This window comes from Clostridium sp. AF02-29, from assembly GCF_934835585.1.
Taxonomy (GTDB): domain Bacteria; phylum Bacillota; class Clostridia; order Lachnospirales; family Lachnospiraceae; genus Otoolea; species Otoolea fessa.
Genome location: NZ_CAKVZK010000028.1, coordinates 25204 through 40376 on the forward strand (window position 1 = coordinate 25204; position 15173 = coordinate 40376).

At 49.9% G+C, this 15173-nt stretch carries 14 protein-coding genes; 1 reads left to right on the forward strand and 13 read right to left on the reverse strand.

Going from position 1 to position 15173, the window contains the following annotated elements; translation table 11 throughout:
* Nucleotides 1-56: 56 nt before the first annotated feature.
* The 3 genes from ybaK to leuC all read right to left on the reverse strand — a co-directional run bounded on the left by ybaK (nt 57) and on the right by leuC (nt 2499).
* The gene (gene ybaK / locus PUQ60_RS08215; RefSeq protein ID WP_117796452.1) at nt 57-524 is read right to left on the reverse strand and encodes a Cys-tRNA(Pro) deacylase; all 468 of its coding nucleotides are present in this window, start codon (nt 522-524) and stop codon (nt 57-59) included.
* 40 nt (nt 525-564) lie between these two features.
* A complete protein-coding gene (leuD, locus tag PUQ60_RS08220; RefSeq protein ID WP_022359393.1) occupies nt 565-1050 on the reverse strand; it encodes a 3-isopropylmalate dehydratase small subunit in 486 nt (161 codons plus the stop codon).
* Between the two features lie 183 nt (nt 1051-1233).
* Nucleotides 1234-2499, reverse strand: coding sequence for a 3-isopropylmalate dehydratase large subunit (gene leuC / locus PUQ60_RS08225; protein WP_273417140.1), 1266 nt, complete (start codon nt 2497-2499; stop codon nt 1234-1236).
* 338 nt (nt 2500-2837) lie between these two features.
* Here leuC and PUQ60_RS08230 point away from each other — a divergent pair, with 338 nt between their 5' ends.
* Complete coding sequence (locus tag PUQ60_RS08230; RefSeq protein ID WP_273380965.1) at nt 2838-3722, forward strand: LysR family transcriptional regulator; 885 nt, start codon at nt 2838-2840, stop codon at nt 3720-3722.
* Between the two features lie 107 nt (nt 3723-3829).
* Here PUQ60_RS08230 and PUQ60_RS08235 read toward each other — a convergent pair whose 3' ends face one another.
* The 10 genes from PUQ60_RS08235 to speD all read right to left on the reverse strand — a co-directional run bounded on the left by PUQ60_RS08235 (nt 3830) and on the right by speD (nt 15048).
* On the reverse strand, nt 3830-4999 hold the full coding sequence (locus tag PUQ60_RS08235; protein ID WP_273380964.1) for an acyltransferase family protein: 1170 nt from the start codon (nt 4997-4999) through the stop codon (nt 3830-3832).
* Nucleotides 5000-5143: 144 nt separating this feature from the next.
* Complete coding sequence (ilvC, locus tag PUQ60_RS08240) at nt 5144-6166, reverse strand: ketol-acid reductoisomerase (protein ID WP_118482033.1); 1023 nt, start codon at nt 6164-6166, stop codon at nt 5144-5146.
* A 136-nt stretch (nt 6167-6302) separates the two neighbouring features.
* Nucleotides 6303-6803, reverse strand: coding sequence for an acetolactate synthase small subunit (ilvN, locus tag PUQ60_RS08245; RefSeq protein WP_022360536.1), 501 nt, complete (start codon nt 6801-6803; stop codon nt 6303-6305).
* A 260-nt stretch (nt 6804-7063) separates the two neighbouring features.
* The gene (gene nudC, locus PUQ60_RS08250) at nt 7064-8062 is read right to left on the reverse strand and encodes an NAD(+) diphosphatase (RefSeq protein WP_273380961.1); all 999 of its coding nucleotides are present in this window, start codon (nt 8060-8062) and stop codon (nt 7064-7066) included.
* 159 nt (nt 8063-8221) lie between these two features.
* Complete coding sequence (gene nspC / locus PUQ60_RS08255; RefSeq protein ID WP_273380959.1) at nt 8222-9394, reverse strand: carboxynorspermidine decarboxylase; 1173 nt, start codon at nt 9392-9394, stop codon at nt 8222-8224.
* A gap of 105 nt (nt 9395-9499) precedes the next feature.
* Nucleotides 9500-10702, reverse strand: a complete 1203-nt coding sequence (locus tag PUQ60_RS08260; protein ID WP_022360539.1) for a saccharopine dehydrogenase family protein — start codon at nt 10700-10702, stop codon at nt 9500-9502.
* Nucleotides 10703-10896: 194 nt separating this feature from the next.
* Complete coding sequence (gene speB, locus PUQ60_RS08265; RefSeq protein ID WP_273380956.1) at nt 10897-11772, reverse strand: agmatinase; 876 nt, start codon at nt 11770-11772, stop codon at nt 10897-10899.
* A complete protein-coding gene (speE, locus tag PUQ60_RS08270) occupies nt 11753-12613 on the reverse strand; it encodes a polyamine aminopropyltransferase (protein ID WP_107000123.1) in 861 nt (286 codons plus the stop codon). Before speE ends, speB begins: the two co-directional genes overlap by 20 nt.
* Nucleotides 12614-12641: 28 nt before the next feature.
* Nucleotides 12642-14219 (reverse strand): aminotransferase class I/II-fold pyridoxal phosphate-dependent enzyme, encoded by a 1578-nt coding sequence (locus PUQ60_RS08275; protein ID WP_273380953.1) that lies wholly within the window; start codon nt 14217-14219, stop codon nt 12642-12644.
* A 61-nt stretch (nt 14220-14280) separates the two neighbouring features.
* Nucleotides 14281-15048 (reverse strand): adenosylmethionine decarboxylase, encoded by a 768-nt coding sequence (gene speD / locus PUQ60_RS08280; RefSeq protein ID WP_118482030.1) that lies wholly within the window; start codon nt 15046-15048, stop codon nt 14281-14283.
* Between the last annotated feature and the right edge of the window lie 125 nt (nt 15049-15173).

The following is a 15173-nucleotide window of genomic DNA, read 5'->3' on the forward strand; positions in this document are numbered from 1 at the left end:
ACTGTAATAGAACAATTATTGTATCTGTAAAGGTGTCAGACAGACTCCTTACCACTCTAGATCAGCGCTACAAACTGTGCATCCACATATTTTGCAAGTTCCTCCGGATTCAGAATGACCTGAACGCCTCTCTGACCCGCGCTGATGCTGATTTTGTCGAAAATCTGCGCTGTTTCTTCTATATAAGTAGGGAACTTCTTTTTCATGCCGATCGGGGAACAACCACCTCGCATATAGCCGGTCAGCGGAAGAAGTTCCTTCATATGGATCATCTCCACTTTCTTGTCCTTGGAAGCCTTTGCCACCTTTTTCAGGTCCAGCTCCTCATCGACCGGGATACAGCAGACCAGATAGCCGTTCTTATCGCCCTTTAAAACGAGCGTTTTGAACATCGTGTCATGGTCCATCCCCATCATATCCGCCGCATGGCTGCCGGATAAGTCGTCCTCATCTACTTCATACTCGCCTGCTTCATAATCGATTCCAGCCGCGTCTAAAAGACGCATTACGTTTGTTTTTGTCATAAGCTAAATCCTTTCTGGAGACAGATTTAGTGCACTCCTCTTATTTCTGATTGATATAGTTTACCAGTCCACCGGCTGTGATGATCTTCTGCATGAACTCCGGGAACGCCTGCCCCTGGAAGCTCTGGCCGGTGGTTTTATCGGTAATCACACCGCTGTCAAAATCAACCTCTACCTCATCACCAGCCGCGATTGCTTTTGCAGCCTCCGGGCACTCGATGATCGGCAGACCGATATTAATAGAGTTGCGGTAGAAAATACGTGCAAACGTCTCAGCAATAACACAGCTTACACCTGCACACTTGATTGCCAGCGGCGCATGCTCGCGGGAAGAACCGCAGCCAAAGTTCTTATTTGCTACGATGATATCACCCTTCTGTACTTTATTTACAAACTCTTTATCAATATCTTCCATACAATGTTTTGCCAGCTCGTTGCCATCCGGAGAGTTTAAGTATCTTGCCGGGATGATAACGTCTGTATCTACATTGTCTCCATATTTAAATACATGTCCATTTGCTTTCATTTCTATATCCTCCTGCGATTTATCCTGTTATTTTATCCCAATTCACGAGACGGCACCTGCGATTGAAGGAACCCTTTCCCCGAACCGTAATATCCGTTTGTAACTGTTCGGTACCTTCACAGTCACGCGCAGACCTACTGAACAGTTACATCCGTTTTACTTATTCCTAAACTTTTATGCCTATTACAGTCCCAGTTCCGCCGGTCCGCTCACTTTTCCGGTAATGGCGCTGGCTGCTGCCACTGCCGGGCTTGCCAGATAAATCTCAGAATCCACGTGTCCCATACGTCCAACGAAGTTACGGTTGGTCGTGGATACACATCTCTCGCCTTCTGCCAGGATACCCATATAACCGCCCAGGCACGGACCGCAGGTCGGAGTGCTGACAACAGCACCAGCCTCGATGAAGGTCTCTAAAAGTCCCTCTTTCATGGACTGTAAATAGATCGCCTGTGTCGCCGGAATCACGATGCAGCGCAGACCTTTTTTCACTTTTCTGCCCTTTAAGATCTCAGCTGCGATACGCATATCCTCGATACGTCCGTTCGTACAGGAGCCAATGACAACCTGATCGATCGCAATGTCACCCACCTCATCGATCGTTCTCGTATTCTCCGGAAGGTGCGGGAAGGATACGGTCGGCTTTAACTCGGATAAGTCTATGGTATACTCTTCGTCATACTCTGCATCCGGATCTGCCTCATATACCTTGAAATTACGTTTAGAATGCTCTTTTAAGTACTCAATTGTCTTCTCATCAACCGGAAAGATACCGTTCTTGCCGCCTGCCTCGATCGCCATGTTGCAGATCGTGAAACGGTCATCCATGGAAAGGTTCTTGATGCCCTCGCCGACAAACTCCATGGAACGGTACAGCGCGCCATCTACGCCGATCATACCGATAATGTGAAGAATGACATCTTTACCACTGACCCATTTTGCCGGTTTGCCGATCAGGTTGAACTTGATCGCGGACGGTACCTTGAACCAAGCCTTACCGGTTACCATGCCAGCTGCCATATCGGTACTGCCGACACCTGTAGAGAATGCGCCAAGTGCGCCGTATGTACAGGTATGGGAATCCGCACCGATGACTGCGTCACCTGCTACAACCAGACCTTTTTCCGGAAGGAGTGCATGCTCGATTCCCATCTCTCCTACGTCAAAATAGTTGGTGATATCATGACGACAGGCAAATTCACGACAGCATTTGCAGTTTTCCGCCGACTTGATATCCTTATTCGGGATAAAATGATCCATAACCAGCGCAATTTTGTCATGATTGAATACCGTCTGGTTGTCCATCTTCTTCATCTCATTGACCGCTACCGGCGTTGTGATATCATTTCCAAGAACCAGATCCAGATCTGCTTCGATCAACTGTCCTGCTTTTACCTCTGCAAGACCCGCGTGCGCTGCCAGGATCTTCTGTGTCATTGTCATTCCCATGATTTATTTCCTCCTGCATATACATACTTGGTAACGGCTCCGATGCCCTTACTGTTATAGGAAAAAACTATGTTCCAACGGTGCCGCTGCCATCTTTTGCTTTTTTATGTTTGTATTATAGCACCGGTTCTGTTATAATACAAATATATATTATTAATAGATACTATGAGTCGAAGTTATAGTGTCACTGTTCACGAGTAGGCACTTTTGGAACCGAAAGTGCCGTAAAAAAACGTGGTGGCAGCAGGAATTTGCCGTATTTAAATGCGAAGCCGCGGCAAATTCCGTTACTGGGCACGTATGCGTGAACAGTAACTTTATAGATATAAAGGAGTATTATGGAACAACATTTAACCCAGTACCGTATTTTCTACGCCGTTGCACGCGCCGGTAATATTTCCCGCGCCGCCAAGGAACTTTTTATCAGTCAGCCCGCGATCAGCAAATCAATCAGCAAGCTGGAAGAAAGCCTCGGCATGGCACTTTTTATCCGCAATTCCCGCGGTGTCTCCCTGACCGCAGAGGGACAGGTCTTATTTCAGCATGTGGAAGCCGCCTTTGAAGCACTGGAGCGCGGTGAAAATGAGCTGAAACAGATCCAGAACCTCCACATCGGACAGCTCAAGATCGGCGTCAGCAACACGCTGTGCAAATATATTCTTCTTCCTTATTTAAAGGGATTTATCGCGCAGTACCCGCATGTCCGCATTTTGATTGAAAGTCAGGACACTGCACGCACAATCTCGATGTTGGAACAGCAGAAACTCGACATCGGTCTGATCGCCGAGCCGAAAAACCGCCGCAGCCTTTCATTTCTCCCAGTCATGCGAATCGAGGACACCTTTGTCTGTACCCGGTCGTATCTGGAAAATCTGCGGATCCGCGAAGGTGCCGATGTCGATCCGTTCGAATCCGGGACAATCCTGCTGCTCGACCGTAGCAATATGACGCGCACGCACATTGACGCGTACTTTGCAGAGCACGGAATTGAACCGAAGCAGATTTTAGAGGCGACGACGATGGATCTTCTGATTGAATTTGCCAAAACGGGACTTGGAATCGGATGTGTGATCCGCGAGTTTGTGCGGGAAGAATTAAAGGATGGTTCGCTGATCGAACTCCCGCTGGAAGTGCCAATCCGAAACCGAACGATTGGATTTGCTTATCATCCGGCGGCGATGACGCGGACGATGAATGATTTTGTGAAGTTTTGTTCGGAATGATGAAATAATTGGCAACACGACCGCCATTTCCTATGAAACAAAAAAGTCCGGCGCATGGCGGTCGAGCTGCCATATGCCGGACTTTTTCTGTTTAGTTCCTATTTTTATCAATTTTCTTTTAAAATATTCTTCGCACATTTCCACACACATGGAAATATTTTCCCATCAACCAGCCAGACATACACTTTCGAACAAATTCCTATTAAAATACAGCTCAGAACCAGATTCACCCCGATCGCCAGCTTCTCTCCCGCCTCAGAATAAATGCTGTAAAACCAACAGGAAAAGCTGGCAATCACAAGCCAGTGTGTCAGGAAGATTCCCATGCTATACTCGCCGATCCACAGAATGATTTTTTTGAGGATCTCCGGGAGCCAGGTCTCCAGACCGCCGAGCCAGAAGAGACGGAAGCCTAAAATCATCAGGAATGCAGCAACATGACCATAGAATTCCATGGTTCCGAGTCCGCCTGGAAATCCATGAGCTCCCAATGTGGTTCCGATCCAGAAAGATTTTCGGACGAACCAGATGCTGAAAATCCAAAGGGCGGCACCAAAGATGCCATATTTTCCTTCTCCATCTTTAAGCAGATTCTCTTTTCGCCCTCTTTCTTTCATGGACTTCTCAACTGCCCGCATCAGCAGACAGATCCCATTTCCCAGAAGCAGGCAGATATAAAAGCTGTTCATTCCGATCAGCACTGCCGCGACACCTGCCAGAATCAGGATTTTCTGGCGGGTTCCTACTTCCCGGAGGGCGGAAGAAAGTACAAGAGTCAGAATACTTCCCATGAAAGTGTAGGTCAGCATCCAGGATGGACCATAGTACGTTGAATCCGCCTTGAAGATTGTATCAAACCAGGCATAGCGGATCGCCTTCAGACCGCCTGGCAGATAGCTGTAAAAGTTGCTCAGCCACTCATTTTCCAGGCGCGGAGCAACCCGCACCGTGTAAAAGAGACCGCCCCGGTAAAATAGATATGCCAGCAGAAAGGTGACCGTCAGCGGGCAGGTCAGTTTCAGATAGCGGCGCAGGATCTCCGAGCTCCACGAAGTAAACCGCCCGGAATATACCTTATCGGCTATCAGCATTCCGCTGATTATCAAAAAAAGACTAACCCCGAAGGTTCCATAGCGGAACAGGGGAAGCGGTCCTATTTCCATCAGCGCATTTACCTTATTGCTGCCCCAGCTCCCGAATGTACCGAACCAGTGACTTCCCAAAACCGCCAGACAGGCATATGCCTTGATTATATTTACGTCATCATAGCGTTTCATCCGCGTTTCCTTTCCCATTCATGTAAAAAAATGTGCCTTTTTTGTGTAATAGAACATTCCAAAGAATATCCTATGAAACAAAAAAACAGGACCGCTGCAAACCTGCAGCAGCCCTGTATAAGATTTCCTATACTTGAAAAACGATTAGTTGTTGATCAGCTTATCGTTCTCGTTGTTCCAGCTGTAAAGCTTACGGATCTCTGCGCCAACTTTCTCAGACGGATGCTCGGAAGCAAGCTTTCTCATAGCCTGGAAGTGTACCTGACGACCTGCCGGGGACATATCCAGTAAGAACTCTTTTGCAAAGGTACCGTCCTGGATATCGGACAGAATTTTCTTCATAGCTTTCTTTGTCTCAGCGGTAACGATCTTCGGTCCGGTTACATAATCGCCGTACTCAGCTGTGTTGGAGATGGAGTATCTCATACCAGCGAAACCAGACTGATAAATCAGGTCTACGATCAGCTTCATCTCGTGGATACACTCGAAGTAAGCATTTCTCGGGTCATAACCAGCCTCACACAGAGTCTCGAAACCAGCCTGCATCAGAGCACAAACACCGCCACAAAGAACTGCCTGCTCACCGAAGAGGTCTGTCTCAGTCTCGGTACGGAATGTAGTCTCCAGAAGACCTGCTCTAGCGCCGCCGATGCCAAGACCATAAGCCAGTGCACGGTCAAGTGCCTTGCCTGTATAATCCTGCTCTACTGCTACCAGACACGGTGTACCCTTACCAGCCTGATACTCACTTCTTACAGTGTGACCCGGTGCCTTCGGAGCGATCATGGTTACATCGACATTCTTCGGCGGTTTGATGCATCCGAAGTGGATGTTAAAGCCATGAGCGAACATAAGCATGTTGCCCTCTTCCAGGTTTGGCTCGATGTCTTTCTTGTACATATCTGCCTGAAGCTCATCGTTGATCAGGATCATGATGATATCAGCCTGTTTTGCAGCCTCTGCTGCGGTGTATACTTTAAATCCCTGTGCCTCTGCTTTTGCCCAAGACTTGCTGCCCTTGTAAAGACCGATGATAACATCGCATCCGGACTCTTTTAAGTTCAGGGCATGTGCATGACCCTGGCTGCCGTAACCGATAATAGCAATCTTCTGTCCTTCTAATAAGGATAAATTACAATCTTCCTGATAGTAAATCTTTGCTGCCATTTTTCATTTCCTCCTTGGATCTAACAAAAATAAAATAAATTTATTATAAAGCATAGACCGGCGCCTCTCTGTGCGTCTTTGGACCAGACTTTGTAAACCTGTTGAATGCCTTGTATCCAGTCTATCGACTGATGTACTATGGCAGATAGCGGATATCATCCGCACCTCTGGAAAGACCGGTAAGACCTGTTCTGGCTAATTCCAGAATCTCATAATCTTCCAGAAGATTAATCAACGCGTCCTGTTTGGACTGGTCGCCTGTCAGCATAACAGTGACAGAATCTTTTCCCACATCGACAATCGACGCACGGAAAATCTCGGAAATCGCATTGATCGCCATCCGCTGGTTCGCATTTGCCCTCACCTTGACGAGCATCAGCTCACGATATACGGAATGACCTTCCCGCAGTTCCTTGATGTCGTGTACATCTTCCAGTTTTCCAAGCTGCTTCTGAATCTGCTCCAGAACCTGATGATCGCCCAGCGATACAACCGTCATACGGGAGTATCTCGGATCCGCGGTCACGCCAACTGTAAGACTTTCGATATTATATCCGCGGCGGCTGAAAAGTCCAGCCACACGGCTTAAAACGCCGGCAGTATTATCTACCAGCAATGATAACACAATTCTGCTCATGCAATCTTCCCACCTTGATCTTCTGTCTTGTTCGTATAGCCTTAATGATAGCAACCAATTCTCAGTTTGTCAACTAATTAAAAGGAATGCTTTGTATTCCTCAGAGATATATCATTACTGTTCACGCATACGTGCCCAGTAACGGAATTTGCCGTGGCTCCGCATTTAAATACGGCAAATTCCTGCTGTCACCACGTTTTCTTACGGCACTTTCGGTTCCAAAAGTGCCTACCTGTGTACATTAACGATATATCAACACATCATTTCTGGTGTTCCTGCCACTTTTTTTCCCAGTCCGGACCGTATTTAAAATACATCTTCATCTCGGTTCCGACACTGATGAGGCGTGCATCGTCCGGGATCTCCTCACGCGTATACCAGCCTGCCTCAGAAAGCTCGTCCTCCTGCAGCCGGATCTTATCGTCCCCATCCAGTTCTGCAAAAAATCCGATCATCTCCGTATCAGTAAACGCCCACGGCTGACTCTTGAAATAGCGGATATTTTTAACTTTCAGCCCGACTTCCTCCATCACTTCGCGGCGGACGGTCTCTTCAAATGTCTCCCCGATCTCGACAAATCCAGCGATCAGCGCATATCCACGGTAGGTACTGTGGTTGACGCGGTAGCGCGACATAAGAAGTTTGTCCCCGTTCGTGATCGCCACGATGACTGCCGGGGAGATCTTTGGATATTCCGTCTGGCCGCAGACCGGGCAGACGAGCGCCCGCTCGATCTTGCTGTCCTCCGTCTTTGCCCCACAGCGCCCGCAGAACTGACGGCTCTGTCTCCAGCGCCACAGCTGCACCGCCGTGATCGCTGCAAATGCCTGGTGCATCGGCTCCATCGCACGGATGTCGGTCGGCGTTTTCCATGCATAGTAAAGCTGTTCCAACTCTTTTTCTGCCCCTTCCAGTGTACCAGAATCCGTCTTCCCAGCTTCCATATTATTTTTGTCCGAAACAGGCATCTGACCAGCCCCTTCTTTTAGCTTTGCCAGAATCTCTTCTGCTTCTTTCTCCGGCACACTGACCAGAAAATATGGCTTCTCATCAACCGAAAAGAGATAGACCGCCCGATCCATCAGTTCCGGAACTGCCGCCTCAATCTCCTCCCGGCGCGGGATAGTAAGCACATGTTCCTCCGCGGTCTCACGCAAAAGAATCCGGCCTTTCTGGATGCAGAAGACGTAGTCCTGTGCTCCAGGTTTCTGAATGTGGTATGTATTGTCATAGCAATGTGGTGCGATGTCCTGTATCATAACTTTATCTCTCTATCCTTTTATTCTCCAAAACTTGTGCAACCGTTATTTCCATACTGTGTAACGGCTGTCCCCGCAGGCATTCATTGTAATCTTTCTGCAAGTCTCTTCATTTTACTCTTTTTATTAAAAAAATACAATCCCCGGTTCGCCCCAGACTTACAACCGTCCCACAAAATCCTCATATCCAAACGCCCGCACCACTTCCGCTGTCCCATCTTCATGCCGGTATACGATCGACGGAAGCGGCATTCCATTAAAGGTATTATTTTTGACCATCGTATAGAGCGCCATATCGCCAAACACCAGCCGTCCGCCCTCTTTTAGCGGTGCATCAAACGAATAATCCCCGATGCAGTCCCCCGAAAGACAGGTTGGTCCGCCCAGGCGGAACGTATACGGCTTTTCGCCCGCTTCTCCCGCTCCGATAAGCGGCGGACGGTACGGCATTTCCAGCACATCCGGCATATGGCAGGCTGCCGAGGTATCCAGAATCGCAATCTGCATGCCGTTTTCCATCGTCTCCAGCACGGAAGTTACAAGAAATCCCGCGTTTAAGACAACCGCCTCGCCCGGTTCCAGGTATACTTCCACACCATATTTTTCGCGCAGCCCGTGCACCAGGCGGATCAGGCGTTCCCGGTCATAATCTTCTCTCGTAATGTGATGTCCGCCGCCCAGGTTCAGCCATTTTACCTTTGAAAACCAGGCTCCAAACTTCTCCTCCGCTGCCCGCAGCGTCGTCTCCAGGTCATCTGAATTCTGTTCGCAGAGCGTATGCATATGAAATCCATTCAGATACGGAAGGATAGTTTCTTCAAAGTTTCCCGCCTCCGAAAGCATCGAAAGAGTCGTCCCCATGCGGGATCCCGGCGCACACGGATCATAGATCGCGTGACCCTCCTGCGTGGAACACTCCGGGTTCAGCCGGAGTCCCGCCTGTTTTCCGGCTTTTTTTATTTTTTCACCATATTTCAGCACCTGCCCCGGCGTATTAAAAACAATGTGGTCGGCATAATTTAAAATCTCATCAAACTCATCCGGGCGGTAGGCGGCAGAAAACACATGGGTCTCCCCGCCAAACTCCGTTTTTCCAAGTCGCGCCTCATAAAGCCCGCTCGCCGCGGTTCCCGACAGATACTGACGAATCAGCGGGTAGACCGAATACATGGAAAATGCTTTCTGTGCCAGCAGAATCCGGCATCCAGCCCGCTCTGCCGTATCTTTCAAAATTTCCAGATTTTTCTTTAAAAGCGTCTCATCCACCACATAAAATGGCGTGCGGATCGCCGCCGTGTCCCGGAGAACCCCGGCCGCCTCCCGTTCCTGCATCTGTTTTCCTTCCTTTCCTTCTCGCTTCCATCTTCCCTGTCCATTCTCTTCCTGCGCCTAAAAACGCAAAATAAAACCAGTTTCTTACATGGAGGCATTTTTATCTTAATCCACCAGTGCCGGATCCCAGGATTCCTTCCACGGAAGTCCCCATTTATTTAACGCATCCATAAATGGATCCGGATCAAATTCTTCAATATTATAAACGCCCGGTTTCTGCCAGGTTCCATTCATCACCAGCATCGCACCGATCATCGCCGGTACACCGGTTGTATAGGAGATCGCCTGGGAACCAACCTCTTTGTAGCACTCCTGATGATCACAGATATTATATAAGTAATACTTCTTCTCTTTTCCATCCTTCTTACCCTGGAAAATGCATCCGATATTCGTTTTTCCAACAGTACGCGGACCAAGGGATGCCGGATCCGGAAGCACTGCCTTTAAGAACTGCAACGGTACGATCTCTTTTCCTTCGTACATAATCGGCTCGATCGAAGTCATGCCGACGTTCTCCAGACACTTTAAATGGGTCAGGTAACTCTGACCGAAGGTCATGAAGAAGCGGATCCGCTTGATTCCCGGCATATTAAGCGCCAACGATTCGATCTCCTCATGGTGAAGCAGGTACATATCCTTCATGCCGACGCCGTCAAAATCATACTCTCTCTTGATCTCCATCGGTTTCGTCTCTACCCAGTGTCCATCTTCCCAGTAAGAACCGTTTGCCGACACCTCCCGGATATTGATCTCCGGGTTAAAATTGGTTGCAAACGGATAGCCGTGGTCGCCGCCGTTGCAGTCCAGAATGTCGATGTAGTTGATTTCGTCAAATTCATGTTTCAGCGCATACGCCGAAAACACACCGGTTACACCCGGATCAAAGCCACTTCCCAGCAGTGCGGTAATGCCCGCCTCTTTAAATTTCTCACGGTATGCCCACTGCCATTTGTACTCAAATTTTGCCGTGTCCTCCGGCTCATAGTTCGCAGTATCGATATAATGGGTCTTCGTCGCCAGGCAGGCATCCATGATCGTCAGATCCTGGTACGGAAGCGCCAGGTTCAGCACCACATCCGGGTTAAATTTCTCAATCAGGGCAATCAGCTCGTCCACGTTGTTTGCATCCACCTGCGCAGTCTGGATCTTCGTCTTGGTGGTTCCTTCTAATTTTTCTTTCAGCGCATCGCATTTGGACTTCGTCCGGCTTGCAATGCAGATCTCCTCAAATGCCTCGCTGTTCTGGCAGCACTTGTGAATTGCTACGGAAGCTACGCCTCCACATCCGATAATTAACGCTTTTCCCATCTTTTTTCCTCCTGTATTCTGAAATGTACTCTGTTTTTGTTCCATTTTTCACATTTGCTTTTGTTCAAACACTTTTCAGTTCATGTCTCAAACACACACTTTTATTTGATGATACCAGGATCAAAAGGTCAGAAGTTCGACGCAAGCTTGCTTGCAGGAGAATTTTTGACCTTAGGACCCGCCAAAAACATTTCTTACTTAATCTTTGGATTTCCCAACAGCGCCAGCAGCATCTCCCTTACAATCTTGCACGCCACCGCCGTCGATGCACCGGACGCATCCAGCGCCGGGGATAATTCATTCACATCACATCCAACAATCCAAGCTGCGCTGCAGATCTGCGTGACTGCCCGTCGAAGTTCCTCAAAACTGATTCCGCCCGGTTCCGGCGTTCCTGTTCCCGGAAACACACTCGGATCCAGCACATCCAGATCCAGGGTAAAATACACCGGTTTTCCTTCCAGTTTCCGAAGAGTTTCCTGAAGAACTTCCATATCCACAATAAATGGATGCGTCGTCACGTGTTCTTTTCCCCAGCGCCATTCCTCCCGGTCGCCGGAGCGGATACCAAACTGCGTGATCCTGCCGTCTCCCAGGACTTCCCAGCAGCGGCGCAGCACACAGGCGTGCGAAAGTTTCGCACCCAGATAATCGTCCCGCAGATCGGCATGTGCATCAAAATGGATGATATGCAGATCCGGATATTTCTCTGCCAGCGCCTGCACCGGTGCCAGCGTCACCAGGTGCTCGCCGCCCAGCATAAATGGTATCTTGCCATCCCCGGCAACCTCCGCCGCCCGTTCCCGCAGATCCTTTAACGCCAACGATGCGTCGCCAAAGCAGAGCTCCTGATCGCCCGCGTCAAACACGGCGTAATCGGTCAGATCACGGTCCTGGTACGGCGAATACGATTCCAGCCCATAGGATTCCGAACGGATCGCCCGTGAGCCGAACCGGGTGCCCGGGCGGTACGAAGTGGTCGAGTCAAACGGCGCGCCGTAGAGCACGATCCCCGCCTCCTCATAGCTGGCGTCACACGCCAGAAACGTCTCAATATTTGCCTTCAACATCTTCTAACATCTCCTCCACATATGCCGGCAGGTAAAATGCCCCTTTATGCAGGGTCGTCGTATAATACCGGCAGTCCAGCCCCCGCAGGTTCCATCTTGTCTCATCCAAATTCTTTAACGGATGGTATTTCTTCGACGCAAATCCAAACAGCCAGTGCCCGGACGGGTAGGTCGGGATATGCGCCTGATAGACGCGGCTAATCGGAAACGACTCTACGATCCGCTTATGAGCCCGCTTGCACGCCTCCGCGTCTTCGGCATAAAACGGGCTTTCATGCTGATTGACCATGATGCCGTCCTCTTTTAACGCCTTATAGCAGTTCCCGTAAAATTCCCGGGTAAAAAGCCCCTCGCCCGGTCCAAACGGGTCGGTCGAATCCACGATGATCAGATCGTATTCATTTTCCTTAAAGCGGACATATTTCAGCCCATCCTCATAGTGGATCGAGAGTCTCGGATCATCGAGACGGCACGCTGTCTTCGGCAGATATTTCCGGCAGACCTCCACCACCAGCGGGTCGATCTCCACCATGTCGATGTGCTCGATCTCCGGATAGCGGGTCAGCTCCCGGATCACGCCTCCATCCCCGGCTCCAATTACCAGTACCTTTTTGACCAACGGATGCACTGCCATCGGCACATGCGTGATCATTTCGTGATAGATAAATTCATCCTTTTCCGTCAGCATCATATATCCATCCAAAGTCAGAAACCGCCCAAATTCCGGCGAATCAAAGACATCGATCCGCTGAAACTCGCTCTTTCCGCTGTAAAGCTGGCGATCCACCCGGATGGAAATTTTTACATTTGGCGTATGATTCTCTGAAAACCAGAAATTCATAATTTTCCCCTTTCTATCTACTGCTTATCTATTTCAGCACATTCAGGCGCTCAATCCCCGGATCCTCCGGTCCAGTCATTGAACATCCTTTTTCCAGCGCATACGCAATGTAGTCAATGATCTCTTCCGTGATCTGCTCGCCCGGCGTCAGAATCGGGATGCCCGGCGGGTAGCACATGACAAACTCACTGCACACACGTCCGGCTGTCTCGCGGATCGGAAGAGATTCTTTTTCTCCGTAAAATGCCTCCTGCGGCGACATCGCCACGATCGGGTCAATATAGTCAAAATCCATCAGCGTCGATTTATCCCGGCTGAACCGGCGCTTGATCTCCGCCAGTGCGCTGACCAGGCGCTCTACCTCCCGCTGTCGGTCACCGATGGAGAGATATGCCAGAATATTTCCCAGATCACCAAATTCCGCCTGGATATCGTACTCGTCCCGGAGAAGATCATAAACCTCGATCCCCGCCAGCCCGATATCGCGCGTGTGAATTGAAAGTTTGGTCACATCGAAATCATAAATGCTGTCGCCGTTTATCAGCTCCTTTGAATAGGCATAATAACCGCCAATCCGGTTGATTTCTGTTCTCGCATACTCCGCCAGCTCCACCACCTGCTTAAATGCCTCACGCCCGCGAAGCGCCAGGTTCCGTCTGGAGATGTCGAGGCTGGAAAGGAGCAGGTAGGAACCACTCGTCGTCTGCGTCAGATTGATAATCTGGCGGACATACCCGGCGGACATACCCGGACCCGTCAGAAGAATCGAGCTCTGCGTCAGGCTCCCGCCCGATTTGTGCATCGAAACCGCCGCCATATCCGCCCCAGCTGCCATCGCGGAAACCGGCATATTTTCCCCGAAATAAAAATGGGTTCCATGCGCCTCATCAGCTAAACACAACATCCCATGCTCATGTGCCAGCTTTACGATCGAGCGCAGATCCGAACAAATGCCGTAATACGTCGGATTGTTCACAAACACCGCCTTAGCATCTGGATTTTCCTTGATCGCCCGGCGCACATCTTCCACGCGCATTCCAAGCGGAATCCCCAGTCTCTTATCGCCAGCCGGATTCACATAGACCGGAACCGCACCGCCAAGCACCATCGCGCCCATGACGCTGCGATGGACATTTCGCGGCAATATAATCTTCTCGCCCCGCTTGACTGCCGTCAGCACCATGCTCTGGACCGCCGATGTCGTACCGCCGACCATCAGGAATGCGTGTGCCGCCCCGAATGCCTCAGCCGCCAGCTGCTCCGCATCCGCAATGACGGACACTGGATGGCAGAGGTTATCGAGCGGCTTCATGGAATTGACGTCCAGCCGCATGCAGGTCTCTCCTAAAAGTTTCGTCAGCTCCGGGTTGCCGCGCCCCCTCTTGTGCCCCGGAACATCAAACGGCACCACGCGCATCTTCTGAAATGCTTCCAGCGCCTCATAGATCGGCGCGCGCTCCTGGGTCAGCGCGTCATCTCTTCGACTGCCTTCCCCTGTTTCCTTCTGTCCTGAAGCTTCCCTTCTGCGCCGTGTACTCCTTCCGACGCCCGGCTCCAGATTTCTTCTCTCTTCTTCCATCTGCCGTTCCTCCTGAAACTCACTCATTCGTTTCTTCTATCGTATTTTCCAGTCAAACCATTCTCTTTCCTCTCAAAAAGCATTTCTTTTAAAACACATTCCTTCCGCTGAAAATTTCAATCATCTCCCGCCGCAGGCTGTCCATAATACTGAGCCTGGTGGTCGGCGGAAGTTCATAGACATCTGTCTTAAACAGATAATTCTGCAGGTCGATCTCTTTCAGCATCATCTTGGTATGGAACAGATTCGCCTCGTACACATTGATATCGACCACATCGTAGCGCCGCAGCGTTTCCTTGGAGATATAATCCTGAATCGAGCGGATCTCACGATCCATAAACAGCTTTTTTCCGTCCACATCCCGCGTGAACCCGCGCACCCGGTAGTCCATCGTGATGATGTCCGAATCAAACGAACCAATCAGGTAATCGAGAGTCGAAAGCGGCGTGATCTCCCCGCAGGTCGCCACGTCGATATCCACCCGGAAGGTCGCCAGACAGGTCTCCGGATGGTATTCCGGATAGGTATGGACGGTCACATGGCTCTTGTCCAGATGCGCCACCTGCGTCTCCCCCTGCACCGGCACCATGGAACCTTCTGCAATCAGAAGCGTGACCGAAGCCCCCTGCGGATCATAGTCCTGCTGGGAAATACTCAATACCCGCGCCCCGATCATATCCGTCAGCGACGTTAGGATCCGGGTCAGGCGTTCCGAATTGTACTGCTGATCGATGTAGGCAATATAATCCTTCTGCTCCCTCGGTGTCTTGGCATAACAGACATCATAGATATTAAAGCTAAGCGCCTTTGTCAGGTTATTAAAGCCGTATAATTTTAATTTTTCGCTGTGATCCATATCTTCCTTCTCCTGAAATATAAATGGTGTTGATCATGTAATAGGAAATTCCAAGGAATTTCCTATTACACATAAAAAAGAATGTGCCTTGGCACATTCTCGCGCCGAGCGCGGTCGCTTGCGAC

Excerpts from the sequence above, each read along its gene's own strand:
- ybaK (WP_117796452.1), bottom strand. The coding sequence starts at position 524 with ATGACAAAAACAAACGTAATGCGTCTTTTAGACGCGGCTGGAATCGAT.
- speE (WP_107000123.1), bottom strand. The coding sequence starts at position 12,613 with ATGAATTTCTGGTTTTCAGAGAATCATACGCCAAATGTAAAAATTTCC.
- nspC (WP_273380959.1), bottom strand. The coding sequence starts at position 9,394 with ATGCAGGAACGGGAGGCGGCCGGGGTTCTCCGGGACACGGCGGCGATC.
- PUQ60_RS08260 (WP_022360539.1), bottom strand. The coding sequence starts at position 10,702 with ATGGGAAAAGCGTTAATTATCGGATGTGGAGGCGTAGCTTCCGTAGCA.
- leuD (WP_022359393.1), bottom strand. The coding sequence starts at position 1,050 with ATGAAAGCAAATGGACATGTATTTAAATATGGAGACAATGTAGATACA.
- PUQ60_RS08230 (WP_273380965.1), top strand. The coding sequence starts at position 2,838 with ATGGAACAACATTTAACCCAGTACCGTATTTTCTACGCCGTTGCACGC.
- ilvN (WP_022360536.1), bottom strand. The coding sequence starts at position 6,803 with ATGAGCAGAATTGTGTTATCATTGCTGGTAGATAATACTGCCGGCGTT.
- ilvC (WP_118482033.1), bottom strand. The coding sequence starts at position 6,166 with ATGGCAGCAAAGATTTACTATCAGGAAGATTGTAATTTATCCTTATTA.
- nudC (WP_273380961.1), bottom strand. The coding sequence starts at position 8,062 with ATGATACAGGACATCGCACCACATTGCTATGACAATACATACCACATT.
- leuC (WP_273417140.1), bottom strand. The coding sequence starts at position 2,499 with ATGGGAATGACAATGACACAGAAGATCCTGGCAGCGCACGCGGGTCTT.
- PUQ60_RS08275 (WP_273380953.1), bottom strand. The coding sequence starts at position 14,219 with ATGAGTGAGTTTCAGGAGGAACGGCAGATGGAAGAAGAGAGAAGAAAT.
- PUQ60_RS08235 (WP_273380964.1), bottom strand. The coding sequence starts at position 4,999 with ATGAAACGCTATGATGACGTAAATATAATCAAGGCATATGCCTGTCTG.
- speD (WP_118482030.1), bottom strand. The coding sequence starts at position 15,048 with ATGGATCACAGCGAAAAATTAAAATTATACGGCTTTAATAACCTGACA.
- speB (WP_273380956.1), bottom strand. The coding sequence starts at position 11,772 with ATGTTGAAGGCAAATATTGAGACGTTTCTGGCGTGTGACGCCAGCTAT.